Consider the following 12,930-nt stretch of genomic DNA (forward strand, 5'->3'; position numbering starts at 1 on the left):
GGAATAGTATGCATACGCACGCATGGCTATGCAAAGCCGGTTCGGAATCTTCTTTTTCGTCGCAGCCCGATCGGCAGAGTGGTGGCTTGTCATGCGATGGATCCCGATATATCGTTGAAGCATCGCGACTGATCAAAGATGTGATGCGAAAGGAGTCAGCGATGTATCCCCATGGAATGGAACACGGGATGGAACAGGGCGCTCGGCAGTACGGTCCCGGCCGGGAGTACGGGGCTGAGGGGGCCGACGGCAGTCCCTGCGGCCCGCACCGGCACGGTCGCGGCCGTGGTCGCGGTCCCGGCCGTGGGCGTGCGGCCTTCGGTCCGTTCGGGCCGCCCTTCGGCGACGGTCCCTTCGGTGGCCGTGGGCGCGGCAGGGGCGGCCCTCGGGGCCGGGCCCGGCGCGGCGACGTCAGGGCCTCGATCCTGGCGCTGCTCAAGGAGCGCCCGATGCACGGCTACGAGATGATCCAGGAGATCGCTGAACGCAGCGGCGGTGCCTGGAAACCCAGCCCCGGCTCTGTCTATCCGACGCTGCAGCTGCTGGAGGACGAGGGGCTGATCGCCAGCGAGAGCGAGGGCGGCAAGAAGCACTTCTCGCTCACGGACGAGGGCAGGACCGAGGCCGAGGCCGGCGCCGAGGCGCCCTGGGAGGAAGCCGGGCGCGGCGCCGACTGGGAGGCCATGCAGGAGGTCCGTACCGCGGCCGGTGGGCTGGCGGCGGCCTTCCAGCAGGTGTGGGCGACCGGCACGGAGGAGCAGCGGGAGAAGGCGCTCCGGGTGGTCAACGACGCCAGGAAGAGCCTCTATCTGATCCTCGCCGACGAGGACTGAGCCAGCGGGAGCGCCTCGCGCGCTCCCGCGCACGTCGGTCGTGGACGGGCGCGCTTCCATGGAAGCCCGGCGGGGAATGACGCGTTCCGCCTCCTTCCCAAGGAGGAGACGTCCGACATCCGTCCCCAACCATGGGGGGACCGGCATATGCCACGGCACGCTGATGATTTCTCACAGGTGCGTGTGATGTGGTGGTTCGGTGCACAGCTCTACACCGCCCAGCCTCTCCGCCGAACCGGGAGTCGACGCCGCCGTCGATCCGCAGGTCAGCGCTGCGCTGGCCGACGTGATCGCGACCGCGCGCCGCCGCGCGGCGCGGGACGGGGACCGGCAGATCGACACGGCGCACCTGTTGCACAGCCTGCTGGAGTCCGACGGGGGCACCTGGGAGTTGCTGGACGGCGGTGGCCCGCAGCTCGGCAAGCTGCTCGGCTATCTCGTCCAGCGCAGCATCGGCTACGGCCTGCGCTGGCAGAGCACCGTGGAGGACTCCGGCGCCGTACCGGCCGTCTCCGAGCAGCCCGGTGGTGTGCCCGGCTGGTCGCCCAGCGCGCAGGCCGCCCTGGAGCTGGCGGCTCGCCGCGCCCGGCGGCTGGTGAAGGAGCGCACCGAGGGAGTGGACCTGTTCGCCGGTGTGGTGGCCGACCCGGAGTGCCGGGGAGTGGAGGTGCTGCGCCGGGCGGGAGTGGATGTGGCGCAGCTGGCCGACCGGCTGGAAGTGGCCGACGACGCCTGACCCGTCAGCGGCCGGGCGCTGACCGCGAAGCCGGGGGTGCCGACCGCGGGGGCGGGAGGTGACAGGGGTATCGGGGGTGACACTCCTGTCGGCACTTGAGATGATGCGGCGATGCCTACCCAGTCCTCCCGCTCCGCCGCGTCCGCCGCCACGGACCTCTCCCGGGCCCGGACCTCGGGTCTCGTCCTCGCCCTGGTCTCAGCGTGCGCGTTCGGCAGCTCGGGTGTCGCGGCGAAACCGCTGATCGAGGCCGGACTCGAACCGCTCCACGTCACCTGGCTGCGCGCCGCGGGCGGAGCGTTCGTGCTGCTGCCGCTCGCTTGGCGGCACCGCGCGCTGGTGCGGCAACGGCCGTGGCTGCTGGTGGGCTTCGGGCTGCTCGCGGTCGCGGGTGTGCAGGCTTTCTACTTCACCGCGCTCTCCCGTATCCCCGTCGGCGTCGCGCTGCTGATCGAGTATCTGGCGCCGGCGCTGGTGCTGCTGTGGGTGCGGTTCGTCCAGCGCCGCGCGGTGACCCGGGCCGCCGCGGTCGGGATGGTGCTGGCGGTGGGCGGGCTCAGCTGTGTCGTGGAGGTGTGGTCAGGGCTACGGCTGGACGGGCTCGGGCTGGCGCTCGCCCTGGGGGCCGCCTGCTGTCAGGTGGGCTACTTCGTGCTCTCGGACCACGGCAGCACGGCCGAGGAGGCCGACGGTAGGGCCGGGGCGGGCGGCAACAGCGCCGAGCGTGGCGACTGCGCCGAGCGCGGTGACGGCCCGGGCGGGCAGAGGGCCGTGGCCAGGCCGTCGGCCGACCCGATGGGCGTCATCGCCTACGGGCTGCTGATCGGTGCGCTGGCGCTGACCGTCGTCGCCAGGCCCTGGCATACCGACTGGTCGGTGCTCGGCCGGAGCGCCCAGCTGCACGGCACCGCGGTGCACGGACTGGTGTTGCTGGTCTGGATCGTGCTGGTGGCCACCGCGACCGCGTATCTGACCGGGGTGGTCTCGGTACGGCGGCTCTCACCGCCGGTCGCGGGCGTGGTGGCCTGCTTGGAGGCGGTCATCGCGACGGTGCTCGCCTGGGTGCTGCTCGGGGAGCACCTGAGCGCGGTCCAGCTCGCGGGCGGTGCCGTCGTGCTGCTGGGTGCCTTCATCGCCCAGCGCTCCACCCCCAAGGCGCAGGCCGACGATGCCGCGCCGGTTGCCGGGTCCACCGGGACGGCCGGGGCCGACGCGGCCGTGGACGTCAGCGCGCGGTGAGGTAGCCGGGGACGGGGGTGCCCGGCGCGAGGTCGTCCGCCGGTATCGGGGCGCCGTAGGCGGGGGAGACGGGCAGCACACCGCTCCAGTACGGCAGGTCGAGGTCTTCCGGTTCCTCGCTGGGCCCGCCCGAGCGGACCTTCGCCGACACCTCCTCCAGGTCCACCCGGACGACTGCGGTCGCGGCCAGTTCCTTCGGGTTGGCCCTGCGTGAGTCCTCGGCCCGGCCCGGGACGGCGTTCTCCACGATCGCGTCCAGCGCCATCAGCCGCTCCTCGTGCTCCGTCACCTGGTACGCGAGGCCATGTGCCACCACCGAGCGGTAGTTGACGGAGTGGTGGAAGGTGGACTTGGCAAGCACCAGCCCGTCCACGTGGGTCACCGTCACACACACCGGCAGCCCGCCGTCCTCCCGGCCCGCCTCGCGCAGCGGACGGGAGCCCGTGGAGCCGTGCACATACAGCCGTTCCCCCACGCGCGCGTACAGCGTGGGCAGTACGACGGGGGCACCGTCGCGGACGAAGCCCAGGTGACACAGGTAGCCGTCGTCGAGGACGGCGTGCACCAGCTCCCGGTCGTAGGCCATGCGCTCGCGCGCCCGGCTGCCGGTGGTGCGTGGGGTCGGGGCGTAGGTCGTCGGGGTGGACGGTGAGCCGGTCATTGCGCCTCCTATTGCACTAGTGCATAATCTCGTTTGTGCTAGGAGACTACCGGATCGAAGGCCGGGGAGCAGCTGAGATCGCGGACAGCGTGGAGCGCGGCGTCGGCAGCGGCGCCCTCGCGCCCGGTGACTCGCTGCCGCCGCTGCGGGAGTTGGCGGCCGAGTTGGGGGTGAACCCGAACACCGTGGCGGCGGCGTACCGCACGCTGCGCGATCGCGGCGTCATCGAGACAGCCGGCCGGCGGGGCAGCCGGGTACGGCAGCGGCCGGCCACCGCGCCCCGCGAGTCCCTGCGGGTCGAGCCACCCGCAGGCGGAGTGGACATCTCGACAGGGAACCCCGACCCCGCGCTGCTCCCGCCGCTCGCGGCCGCCTTCGCCGTCTCGGCCGACCGCGCCGCACGCGATCCCGTGCTGTACGGTGCGGCGGACATCGACCCCGGATTCGCGGCGTCGGCCCGCGCGGCGCTGGATGCCGACGGGGTGCCCGCCGGGCCGCTCGCCGTCACGTCCGGCTCGCTCGACGCCATCGAGCGCGTGCTGGCAGCGCATCTGCGTCCCGGCGACGCCGTGGCCGTGGAGGACCCCGGCTGGGGCAGCCTGCTCGACCTCGTACCCGCGCTCGGGCTGCGCCCGCTGCCCGTCGCCGTGGACGACGACGGGCCGCAGCCCGCAGAGCTGGAGCGTGCCCTCGGGCAGGGCGCGCGCGCTGCGATCGTCACCGACCGCGCGCAGAACCCGACGGGCGCCGCCGTCTCGGCTGCACGCGCCCGCGAGTTGCGCGCCGTGCTGACGGACCACCCGGCAACGCTGCTGATCGAGGATGACCACGGGCACGGCATCGTCGACCTCCCCCTGCGCCCACTGGCGGGCACCACCCGGCACTGGGCGTTGGTGCGCTCAACCGCCAAGGCGTACGGCCCCGATCTGCGCCTCGCCGTGCTGACCGGTGACCCGCTCACCGTCGACCGGGTCCGCGGCCGTCAGCGGTTGGGGCCCGGCTGGGTCAGTCACCTGCTCCAGCGTGCCGTCGCGCACCTGTGGGAGACCGGCGCGGCGGACCCGGCCCGGGTGGCTGCCTCGTACGGTGCGCGGCGTACTGCCCTGCTGGAGGCGCTCGCCGCCAGGGGCGTCGCCGCGCGGGGGCGCAGCGGGGTGAACGTATGGGTGCCGGTGCGGGAGGAGACCGGCCCGGTGGCGCGGCTGCTCCAGGCGGGCTGGGCGGCGGCTCCCGGCGCTCGCTTCCGGCTCGCCTCACCGCCCGGACTGCGGCTGACCGTCTCGCCGCTGTCGGCGGCCGACATCGACCGCCTCGCCGACGACCTCGCGGCGGCGCTGCGCCCGGCCGGGGGCGGACGGTACGACTGATGCGGGCGCTGCGGCTGCGGCCGCATCAGAGCTTGCGGAAGTCCCAGGAGACCACCGACTCGGGGGCCAGCTTCAGCCAGGCGTGCCGTCCGTCGTACGGCATCCGCTCCAGGCCGAAGTACTTGGCGGGGAACAGTCGTTCCGCCTCGGCCAGCTCCGGGCAGGGCTCACCCACGCGTGGGGCCTCGCCGACGAACTCGGCCCGGCCGGAGAGCTCGACGCCGCGCAGTTCCCCGTACTCCTCGCCGTCGTCCACCAGCACCGCGAGCCGTGGGTCGTGCCGCAGCTGCGCCCATCTCCTGCTGCGGGTGAGCGAGTACAGCCACAGCGCGGCGCCGTCCCAGTAGAACCACAGCGCGCTCAGGTGGGGTGCGCCCTGTCGGCCCACCGTTGCGACCCGGCAGGTGCGCTGGGTGCGCAGAAAGGTGTCCTGCTCCTCGGGCGTCATCATGATCCGGCGTCCCCGCCGTTGCTGTGTGTCGGCCATGCGTCCCCGCTTTCCGAGCCGAGCCGGGCGTTGCTGACTCTGATTAGGAGTTCCTGACTACCCGTCAGGAAATCATGAAGGCTCTTCCTGCCTTGCGCAATGCTCCCTATCCTGCGGGCGCTTCGACGACTGAAGGGAGCGCGCATGCCCCCGCTCGACCGGCTCGCCGCCCAGCTCGATCCCGCAACCACCGCACTGCTGACGGTCGAGTGCCAGCGAGGCGTGGTCGGCGCGGACGGCGCCCTGCCCGAACTCGCCCACCAGGTACGGAGCACAGGAGTGCTGGACCGTATCGCGCAGCTGACCGCCACCGCGCACCAGGCAGGCGTCCAGGTCGTGCACGCCGTCGCCGAGCGCCGTCCCGACGGCCGGGGCGCCAGCCGCAACGCCCGGCTCTTCCACGCCGCCGAACGGCTGCCCGTACGGCAGTTGACGGGCTCGTCCGCCGTGCGGGTCGCCGAGCCCATCCCGGTCGCGGACGAGGACCTGGTCGTACGACGGCTGCACGGTCTCTCGCCGCTCGCCGGTACGGACGTGGATGCGCTGCTGCGGAACCTCGGCGTCCGGACGCTCGTCGTCACCGGTGTCTCGTCGAATGTGGCGGTGCCCAACGCGGTCTTCGACGCCGTCAACCTGGGCTACACGGCCGTGGTGCCCGCCGACGCCATCGCCGGGGTGCCGGCCGACTACACGCCCGCGCTGGTCCGCCACACCCTGGCGCTCGTCGCGACGGTCACGACGGCCGACGAGATCCACGAGCGCTGGGCGGGCTGACCGAAGTCACAGCCACGCACTACCCCTCGGCGTACCCCAGCGTGATCCGCGACTGCCGAGCCGGCGCTCGACGGAGGCGGCATTCATCTCGCTGAGTTCACTGCCGGCTTCCGCCGTGCGGCGACCGGTCGGGTGCCGTGCGTAGATGCGCGCGCGTCCCTTGCGGACCGAACAGGATGAGAAGTTCGACCGCGCCGCCGTCGGCGCTGCCCAGCCAGTGCGGCAGGGACGTGTCGAACTCGGCTGCTTCACCGGGAGACAATGTCACGTCGCGCTCGCCGACCAGCAGCCGCAGCTGACCGTTGAGCACATACAGCCACTCGAAGCCTTCGTGGGTCTGCGGGGTCGGTTCAAGTGGTTCCGGCCGAGCGGGGATGATCATCTTGAACGCCTGCGTACCACCCGGCCGCCGGGACAACGGGACGAAGACCATCCCGAACCGGCGGATCGGCTTCAGATGGATCCGGGGATCGCCTGTGCGCGGGGCACCGACGAGGTCGTCCAACGGAACGTTGTAGGTACGAGCCAGCGGCAGCAGCAACTCCAAGGTCGCCCGGCGCCGTCCACTCTCCAGCCGGGACAGCGTGCTCTCCGACACGCCGGTCACCGCCGCGAGGTCAGCGAGGGTGATACCGCGTTCGCGGCGCAGCACGCGCAGCCGAGACCCCACGAAGTCGAGCACATCCTCCGATTCGCGATCCACCGGGCCACCTTGCCAGAACTGCAAGTTCCCGTGCCAGATCACGGCGAGCCGGGCAAGACTCAGGCGCGTTCCCCGACAGAAGGAGCCCCTGATGAGCACCACCAACGCGGTCACGTTCTGGGACGGCGTCTACGCGGCCCGGCCGGCAGCCACCGATCCGCGGCCGAACGTACGACTCACCGAGACGGTCACCGGTCTGCCGCCCGGCGACGTGCTGGATCTCGGTTGCGGCGATGGCGGCGACGCAATGTGGCTCGCCCGCCAGGGGTGGCGCGTCACCGCCGTCGACATCTCGGCCGTGGCAGTCGAGAGGCTCGCCGACCTCGCCCTCTCCCGTGGCCTGGGCGACCGGATCACCGCCGAGCGACATGACCTGGACGGACCCTTCCCGCTCGGCTGGTTCGACCTGATCTGCGCCCACTACCTGCACACCCCCCTCGACCTGGACAGGGCCGCCGTCCTGCGCGCGGCCGCGCATGCGCTGCGCCCGAACGGGCGGCTGCTGGTCGTCGACCACGGATCGACCGCTCCGTGGTCGTGGAACCAGGATCCCGACGTCCGGTACCCGACCCCGCAGGAGGTCGCCGCGGATATGGACCTGGACCCGGCGACATGGACGGTCGAGCGGGCCGACGCGCCCCGCCGGATCGCGACCGGACCAGGTGGGCGCACCGCCGAGGTCACCGACCACATCTTGATCATCCGCCGCACCGCCTGAACCGGCGCCAGGACCGCGCCCCACAAGGAGACCAGCATGCCCACCGCCTCCCGCCCCCATCGCCGCAGCGACACCCCGCCACCCCGGACCGGAAGCAGCGAGATCGAAGTGCTGCGCGGGTTCCTCGACTACCTCCGGGACTCGATTGCCACGAAGATCGCGGATGCCCCCGAACCGCAGGTCCGGACAGCCGGAGTGCCTTCAGGCACAAACCTCCTCGGCCTGCTCAACCACCTCACCTTCGTCGAGCGATCAACGTTCCTCGGGGACCGGGTCACCGACTGGCAGGCGACATTCCACGCCGCACCTGCGGACAGCGTGGCCGATGTCGTCGCCCGCTACCGGAAGACGGCCGCGCAGGCGAACCAAGTACTCGACGGGTGCACCGACCTCGGCGCACCGGTACCCCGACCCCGGCCGAACAGCCCCGCTCCCAGCGTCCGTTGGGCACTCACCCACATGATCGAGGAGACCGGCCGCCACGCCGGCCACGCAGACATCCTCCGCGAACTGATCGACGGCGCAACCGGACGCTGACTTCGCCACTCTCTCCAGGACCAGGAACACACGATCCCCGCGTCATGGCGCTACCCGCACTGCTCACTCCGACTCGCGCCGCACGCACGCCCGGCGTGGCCGTGCCGGCACCAACTCCGCCCGCCTCTACAGCCAGTCGTGTTCACGGGCGTAGCGCGCTGCTTCGTGCCGGGTTCGTGTCTGCGTCTTCTGCATGGCGTTCGAGAGGTAGTTGCGTACGGTGCCTTCCGCCAGGTGGAGGCGGGTGGCGATGTCGGCGACGGAGTACCCGTCGCCGGTCGTACGCAGGACGTCGATCTCCCGGTCGGTGAGTGGGCAGTCGTCGACGATGGCAAGCGCGGAGACGTCCGGGTCGATCCATCGCTTGCCCTCGTGCAGAGTGTTGATGACCGACGTGATGTGCGCGGGTTCTGCCGACTTGCTGACGAAGCCCTGGATTCCGAGTTTCAGGGCTTTGCGGAGCACCCCGGGCCTGGCGTGGCGGGTCAGCATGAGGATCACCTGGTCCGGCCGCGCACGGCGGATCTCCGCGACAGCGCCCAGTCCGTCCACCCCGGGCATCTCCAAGTCGATGAGGAGCACTTCGGGCTCGTGCTGGAGCGTGGCCTGTACAGCCGATTCGCCGTCCTGCGCTTCGGCGAGCACGGTGATCTCGCCTTCGAGAGTCAGCAACGCCGCCAGGGCCTTACGGAGAAGAGCCTCGTCGTCGGCGAGTACCACGGTGGTCATCGATCGTCCTCCCGCGCCGCTGAGTCCTTCCGCGCCGCTGAGTTCTTCCGCGCCGTGGAGGGCGGCGTCGCTGAGCGAAGGCAGGGGAACGCCGCAGCCGTGAGGAAGCGCCCGTCCTTCTGCTCCACCGTCAGCTCGCCTCCGCTGTCGGCCACTCGCTCCTTGAGGGTGGCCAGTCCGCTGAGCTTTGGAATGGGAGCCTCCCGCGCGCCGTCGTTGACGATGGTGATGCCCGACTCCGAGAGAGTGATCCGCACCCGCGTGGCTTGCGCGTGGCGCAGGATGTTGGTCGTCGTCTCGCGGAGGACCTGGCCGAGCAGCCCGTTGATGCTCTCATCGACGTACGCCTCACGGTTGACGCGCACACGGACGCCCGCGGCTTCGAAGAGGTTCTTCGCGTTCTCCAGCTCCACGGACAGGTTGAGCCGACGCTGTGCGTAGGCGAGCTCCTTGGTCTGGGTGATGGTGTCGCTGACCAGGGCGTGCACCTCCCGTAGTTCCTCCTCCACCCGCTCGATGTCGCTGCGCACCAGCTTCTCGGCCAGCGTGATCTTCAGTTTCACCACGTGCAGTGTGTGGCCCTGGATGTCGTGCAGGTCACTGGCGAAACGGATGCGTTCCCGGATGACGGCCAGCTCCGCTTCGCGTTCTCGTGATTGCTCCAGCTCCTCGACGAGGTCGTAGAAGACCTGGCCGGCGAACATGCTGCCGGTCACCACCACCATGACACCTGCCGGGATGAGGACATAGGGGATCAGGACGCCGAGCACATCTGCCGGTGACACCAGCAGCCTGGCCGAGCCCGCCACGGCGACGAAGGCGATCAGCCCGACGGCGGCCACGACGCGGTGGCGCGGCAGCTTGGGGGCGTACAGAGGGCCCACGACGGAGATGCCGAAGAACGCCGTATGGCCGCCCACCACCAACACCCCGGCGAGCCACACCACCGCGGTGACGATCAGGCACGGGAGTACGACCCGGGGGATGCCGTCCGCTGTCCACCGCATGGAAGCCACCAGCGCCGCGGCCACGCTCAGGCTCAGGATGACGGCGTGCCACCACGTCCGGGCATCGACCGCGACCAGCAGCGTCCCTACGGAAGCGGTCACAACGACCATCGTGGTGACGTTCAGTCTGCGCAGCCGTTCCTGCGTCCCCGGACGGTGCTCGGACATCACGTGTTCCCCCGCTTCGGCCTCACCGCTGAGTCTTCACGCTGAGCAGCGGGATCGCCAGAGCACTCGGCACGGTGAGGGCCGCGGCCGTCCGCATCAGCCATTGGTTGTTCTCGAGCCAGGACTCCATGTCGTCAGGGTAGAGACCGACGCCGAGGTGGTGGGCGAAGAAGACTGCGCAGACCAGGAGGAAGACGGCCACGTTGGCCGTCAGCAGTATGCGCAGGGGTCTGGTGTCCATATGCGGCTCTCCGTGATCGAACAGCAGAGTCTGCCCCGCAGTCTTCTTCCGGCTCCGTGCGCGGCACCAGTGACACTGCGTCATGGGTTCGCGCCCAGGAATGTCATGGCGTTGTGCTGACACCACGCCACTGCCGGACGGGCGTGACGACGGCTGAGATCGATGCATGACCTCGACACCAGTCATCGAAGTAGAACGTCTGAACGTGAGTTACGGCGACTTCCACGCTGTGAAGGACCTGTCTTTCCAGGTCGAGAAGGGGGAGCTCTACGCACTGCTCGGCACGAACGGGGCCGGCAAGACCTCGACGCTGGAGATCATCGAGGGCCACCGTACGGCCACCTCGGGCACCGTGCGGGTCTTCGGGCAGAGCCCGCGCGACCGGCGCGCCGTGCGGCCCAGGATGGGCATCATGCTGCAGGAGAGCGGATTCTCCCCGGATCTGACGGTGAAGGAATCGGTCCAGCTGATCGGGAAACTCTCCCAGCGCACGGACAGGGTCGAACGCGTACTCAGCGTCGTCGACCTCACGCACAAGGCCGGTACCCAGGTGTCCCAGCTCTCCGGCGGTGAGAAGCGACGTCTGGACTTCGCCACCGCCGTGTACGGGAACCCTGAGCTGATCTTCCTGGACGAGCCCACCACCGGCTTGGACATCCAGTCCCGGGACGCTCTGTGGGACGCCGTGGACACACTGCGCGAAGACGGATCCACCATCGTGCTCACCACGCACTATTTGGAAGAAGCTCAGCAGCGCGCCGATCGCATCGGACTCATGCACAAGGGCACTTTCCACCAGGAAGGGACCGTCGCCGAGCTGACGCAGACCCTTCCGGCCGCTGTCCGCTTCTCCCTTCCGGCCCCCGCACCGGCCCTACCGCTGCAGGCCACGCGCGAGAGTGACGGGAAGTTCCTCATCGAGACCTTCGCCCTGCAGAAGGACCTCCACACCCTGCTCGGTTGGGCGCACGCCAACGCGGTAGAGCTGCGGGAGCTCCAAGCCGGACCGACGCGGCTCGACGACGTCTTCCGCTCCATCCGCAGCGAATAGACCACTCCCGGAATTTCCCAGGAAAAGGACCTTCGGCATGCTCTCCATCGCTCTCAGCGAGCTGATCCAGATCTTCCGTAACCGGCTGGTTCTGCTCACCAGTTTCATCCTTCCCATCGCGCCCTGTGCGTTCTTCATCTACCGGCACGAAGTCTTTGCGGACCTGGGCAGCCTCGGATACATCGCGGCGGTGGTGGTGTTCACCGTGGGTGCGTTCGGGCTCTACACCACCACGGTGACCACTTTGGCCTCGCGCCGTCAGAACCTTTTCCTCAAGCGGCTGCGCTCCACCCCGGCGAGCGACGCCGCAATTCTCTTCGGGCTGATGCTCCCGGTCACCGTCCTCGCACTCGTCCAGGTGGTCGCGATCCTCGCCGTGCTGGCCGCGGTCGCCGGCGGGCCGACCAATGTGCTCCTCCTGGCGGCAGCAGTCCTCTCAACGGTGATCATGATGCTCGCCCTGGGGCTGGCCACGGCCGGACTGACCAACTCCCCCGAGCACGCCCAGGTGACCACACTGCCCATCAGCCTCAGCGCCATCGGCGTCTCCACCTGGGTAGGGATCAGCGGCACCGAGGAGCTCACCCTGCTCAAGCGGCTCCTCCCCTCCGGTTCGGCCACCGAGCTCGTCCTCAACGCATGGAACGGCGGCGTCCCCGTGGCAGACTCCCTGCCTCTGCTGCTGCCCACACTGAGCTGGGTCATCGTCGCCGTCGCACTGGCTTCCCGCCTCTTCCGCTGGGAACCGCGCCGATGACCGCTCTTCGGAGTCGGCCACCCATCGGCGCCGGCACACCCCAGCAGCCCGCCACCTTGGTCTGATCGGGCAGGCGGCCCGCAGCCCGCGTGCACGGTGGAGGGGCACGGTGATGTTGATCTGGGTGAGGTGCGTCGCCGGGCAGCGCCAAATGTATTTTGTCGGGGGGCTCGGCATCGATCTCGCGGGCGTGGACCATCGCCGTGCCCCGCCCGTCCTGGTGCGCGCCTCAGCTTGATGTGGCCTTCGCAGGCGGACAACACTTACGTGATCTGTCACTTAAGTGACACTGCCGTTAAGTGACAGCTGCAGCATCTATCAAGGGTTGATCTCAGGTGACGAACCACACGGAAACAGAGAGTCACGAGCGGGTCCCCGGCCCCTATCCGGCCGACACCGCCCTCCACCGGGTTGACGAGCGCTCGGATCAGGACGCCACGGCTGACGAGAAGCCACTGGGGTCCAAGGCGCCGGAGTTCATCAGGCGCTCCCGGGCGCTGCACCTCGGCTGGCAGGTCGGTGTCTTTGCGATCGGCCTCGCCGTCGTCGTCGCCGGTGTGATCATGCTGCCGCTGCCCGGCCCCGGCTGGCTGGTGATCTTTGCCGGAATGGCGATATGGGCCACCGAGTTCGTCTGGGCCCAACTGGTGCTTCGCTGGACGAAACGCAAGGTCTCCGAGGCCACCCGGCGCGCCCTGGACCCGCGCGTCCGCCGCCGGAACATCGCCTTGACCACAGTCGGCGCCGCAATCTGCGCCGCCCTTGTGTCGGTGTACCTGTGGCAGTACGGCTTCGTCATGCCCTGGGAGATCAACCGCTGAACTCCGCGCTCGGCGCTCCGGCTTGGGAGCGAGGAGCTTCGACTCTTCGCCGGGGCTCGATCGTGCGAGGGAGACCGCCTCTTCGGGAGCATCTTCGTCAT

The 12,930-nt window shown here is 70.1% G+C and carries 16 protein-coding genes; 10 read left to right on the top strand and 6 right to left on the bottom strand.

From position 1 onward, the window contains the following. Positions 1-161 precede the first annotated feature (161 nt). The 3 genes from ACTWQF_RS18615 to ACTWQF_RS18625 all read left to right on the top strand — a co-directional run bounded on the left by ACTWQF_RS18615 (position 162) and on the right by ACTWQF_RS18625 (position 2,808). Positions 162-833: a PadR family transcriptional regulator gene (locus ACTWQF_RS18615; protein WP_443280589.1), complete on the top strand. Its 672-nt coding sequence runs from the start codon at positions 162-164 to the stop codon at positions 831-833. Positions 834-1,032: 199 nt separating this feature from the next. After that, positions 1,033-1,569 (top strand): Clp protease N-terminal domain-containing protein, encoded by a 537-nt coding sequence (locus ACTWQF_RS18620; RefSeq protein ID WP_443280591.1) that lies wholly within the window; start codon positions 1,033-1,035, stop codon positions 1,567-1,569. Positions 1,570-1,680: 111 nt separating this feature from the next. Beyond that, entirely contained in the window at positions 1,681-2,808 is a 1,128-nt protein-coding gene (locus tag ACTWQF_RS18625) for an EamA family transporter (RefSeq protein ID WP_443280593.1), read from the top strand. Here ACTWQF_RS18625 and ACTWQF_RS18630 read toward each other — a convergent pair. Next, positions 2,795-3,469 carry a pyridoxamine 5'-phosphate oxidase family protein gene (locus ACTWQF_RS18630; protein ID WP_443280594.1) on the bottom strand — a complete coding sequence of 225 codons (675 nt, stop codon included), beginning with the start codon at positions 3,467-3,469 and terminating at the stop codon, positions 2,795-2,797. The two genes, ACTWQF_RS18625 and ACTWQF_RS18630, sit on opposite strands and share 14 nt — an antisense overlap. Before the next feature lie 35 nt (positions 3,470-3,504). Here ACTWQF_RS18630 and ACTWQF_RS18635 point away from each other — a divergent pair, with 35 nt between their 5' ends. Beyond that, complete coding sequence (locus ACTWQF_RS18635) at positions 3,505-4,836, top strand: aminotransferase class I/II-fold pyridoxal phosphate-dependent enzyme (protein ID WP_443280596.1); 1,332 nt, start codon at positions 3,505-3,507, stop codon at positions 4,834-4,836. 25 nt (positions 4,837-4,861) lie between these two features. Here the strand turns inward: ACTWQF_RS18635 and ACTWQF_RS18640 are convergent, their stop codons facing one another. Further along, positions 4,862-5,323: a pyridoxamine 5'-phosphate oxidase family protein gene (locus ACTWQF_RS18640; RefSeq protein WP_443280598.1), complete on the bottom strand. Its 462-nt coding sequence runs from the start codon at positions 5,321-5,323 to the stop codon at positions 4,862-4,864. Positions 5,324-5,467: 144 nt separating this feature from the next. On the opposite strand from ACTWQF_RS18640, the gene ACTWQF_RS18645 reads away from it, so the two are divergent. After that, a complete protein-coding gene (locus tag ACTWQF_RS18645) occupies positions 5,468-6,097 on the top strand; it encodes a cysteine hydrolase (protein ID WP_443280600.1) in 630 nt (209 codons plus the stop codon). A 97-nt stretch (positions 6,098-6,194) separates the two neighbouring features. Here ACTWQF_RS18645 and ACTWQF_RS18650 read toward each other — a convergent pair whose 3' ends face one another. Beyond that, positions 6,195-6,800: a helix-turn-helix domain-containing protein gene (locus tag ACTWQF_RS18650; RefSeq protein WP_443280963.1), complete on the bottom strand. Its 606-nt coding sequence runs from the start codon at positions 6,798-6,800 to the stop codon at positions 6,195-6,197. Between the two features lie 91 nt (positions 6,801-6,891). Here ACTWQF_RS18650 and ACTWQF_RS18655 point away from each other — a divergent pair, with 91 nt between their 5' ends. Together ACTWQF_RS18655 and ACTWQF_RS18660 are read left to right on the top strand one after the other, a co-directional pair. Then, positions 6,892-7,518 carry a class I SAM-dependent methyltransferase gene (locus tag ACTWQF_RS18655; RefSeq protein ID WP_443280602.1) on the top strand — a complete coding sequence of 209 codons (627 nt, stop codon included), beginning with the start codon at positions 6,892-6,894 and terminating at the stop codon, positions 7,516-7,518. Between the two features lie 36 nt (positions 7,519-7,554). Beyond that, positions 7,555-8,055, top strand: coding sequence for a DinB family protein (locus ACTWQF_RS18660; RefSeq protein WP_443280603.1), 501 nt, complete (start codon positions 7,555-7,557; stop codon positions 8,053-8,055). 126 nt (positions 8,056-8,181) lie between these two features. On the opposite strand, the gene ACTWQF_RS18665 is transcribed toward ACTWQF_RS18660, so the two are convergent. The 3 genes from ACTWQF_RS18665 to ACTWQF_RS18675 are packed head-to-tail and all read right to left on the bottom strand — an operon-like array spanning position 8,182 to position 10,200. After that, entirely contained in the window at positions 8,182-8,784 is a 603-nt protein-coding gene (locus ACTWQF_RS18665; RefSeq protein ID WP_443280605.1) for a response regulator, read from the bottom strand. Beyond that, positions 8,781-9,959: a sensor histidine kinase gene (locus tag ACTWQF_RS18670; RefSeq protein ID WP_443280606.1), complete on the bottom strand. Its 1,179-nt coding sequence runs from the start codon at positions 9,957-9,959 to the stop codon at positions 8,781-8,783. Before ACTWQF_RS18670 ends, ACTWQF_RS18665 begins: the two co-directional genes overlap by 4 nt. Before the next feature lie 22 nt (positions 9,960-9,981). Further along, the gene (locus ACTWQF_RS18675; protein WP_443280608.1) at positions 9,982-10,200 is read right to left on the bottom strand and encodes a hypothetical protein; all 219 of its coding nucleotides are present in this window, start codon (positions 10,198-10,200) and stop codon (positions 9,982-9,984) included. Between the two features lie 166 nt (positions 10,201-10,366). Between ACTWQF_RS18675 and ACTWQF_RS18680 the strand changes: the two genes are divergently transcribed. The 3 genes from ACTWQF_RS18680 to ACTWQF_RS18690 all read left to right on the top strand — a co-directional run bounded on the left by ACTWQF_RS18680 (position 10,367) and on the right by ACTWQF_RS18690 (position 12,829). Further along, positions 10,367-11,251, top strand: a complete 885-nt coding sequence (locus tag ACTWQF_RS18680) for an ABC transporter ATP-binding protein (protein WP_443280610.1) — start codon at positions 10,367-10,369, stop codon at positions 11,249-11,251. Between the two features lie 37 nt (positions 11,252-11,288). Further along, positions 11,289-12,008 (top strand): ABC transporter permease, encoded by a 720-nt coding sequence (locus ACTWQF_RS18685; protein ID WP_443280612.1) that lies wholly within the window; start codon positions 11,289-11,291, stop codon positions 12,006-12,008. 455 nt (positions 12,009-12,463) lie between these two features. After that, positions 12,464-12,829: a TIGR02611 family protein gene (locus ACTWQF_RS18690; RefSeq protein WP_443280964.1), complete on the top strand. Its 366-nt coding sequence runs from the start codon at positions 12,464-12,466 to the stop codon at positions 12,827-12,829. The last annotated feature ends 101 nt before the right edge of the window (positions 12,830-12,930 follow it).

The organism is Streptomyces sp. 8N114, from assembly GCF_052245835.1.
GTDB lineage: Bacteria > Actinomycetota > Actinomycetes > Streptomycetales > Streptomycetaceae > Streptomyces.

What these genes read in the sequence shown, in the direction of transcription:
- ACTWQF_RS18665 (WP_443280605.1), bottom strand. Translation starts at nt 8,784, where the DNA reads ATGACCACCGTGGTACTCGCCGACGACGAGGCTCTTCTCCGTAAGGCC.
- ACTWQF_RS18685 (WP_443280612.1), top strand. Translation starts at nt 11,289, where the DNA reads ATGCTCTCCATCGCTCTCAGCGAGCTGATCCAGATCTTCCGTAACCGG.
- ACTWQF_RS18655 (WP_443280602.1), top strand. Translation starts at nt 6,892, where the DNA reads ATGAGCACCACCAACGCGGTCACGTTCTGGGACGGCGTCTACGCGGCC.
- ACTWQF_RS18670 (WP_443280606.1), bottom strand. Translation starts at nt 9,959, where the DNA reads ATGTCCGAGCACCGTCCGGGGACGCAGGAACGGCTGCGCAGACTGAAC.
- ACTWQF_RS18645 (WP_443280600.1), top strand. Translation starts at nt 5,468, where the DNA reads ATGCCCCCGCTCGACCGGCTCGCCGCCCAGCTCGATCCCGCAACCACC.
- ACTWQF_RS18660 (WP_443280603.1), top strand. Translation starts at nt 7,555, where the DNA reads ATGCCCACCGCCTCCCGCCCCCATCGCCGCAGCGACACCCCGCCACCC.
- ACTWQF_RS18630 (WP_443280594.1), bottom strand. Translation starts at nt 3,469, where the DNA reads ATGACCGGCTCACCGTCCACCCCGACGACCTACGCCCCGACCCCACGC.
- ACTWQF_RS18680 (WP_443280610.1), top strand. Translation starts at nt 10,367, where the DNA reads ATGACCTCGACACCAGTCATCGAAGTAGAACGTCTGAACGTGAGTTAC.
- ACTWQF_RS18675 (WP_443280608.1), bottom strand. Translation starts at nt 10,200, where the DNA reads ATGGACACCAGACCCCTGCGCATACTGCTGACGGCCAACGTGGCCGTC.
- ACTWQF_RS18625 (WP_443280593.1), top strand. Translation starts at nt 1,681, where the DNA reads ATGCCTACCCAGTCCTCCCGCTCCGCCGCGTCCGCCGCCACGGACCTC.
- ACTWQF_RS18615 (WP_443280589.1), top strand. Translation starts at nt 162, where the DNA reads ATGTATCCCCATGGAATGGAACACGGGATGGAACAGGGCGCTCGGCAG.
- ACTWQF_RS18640 (WP_443280598.1), bottom strand. Translation starts at nt 5,323, where the DNA reads ATGGCCGACACACAGCAACGGCGGGGACGCCGGATCATGATGACGCCC.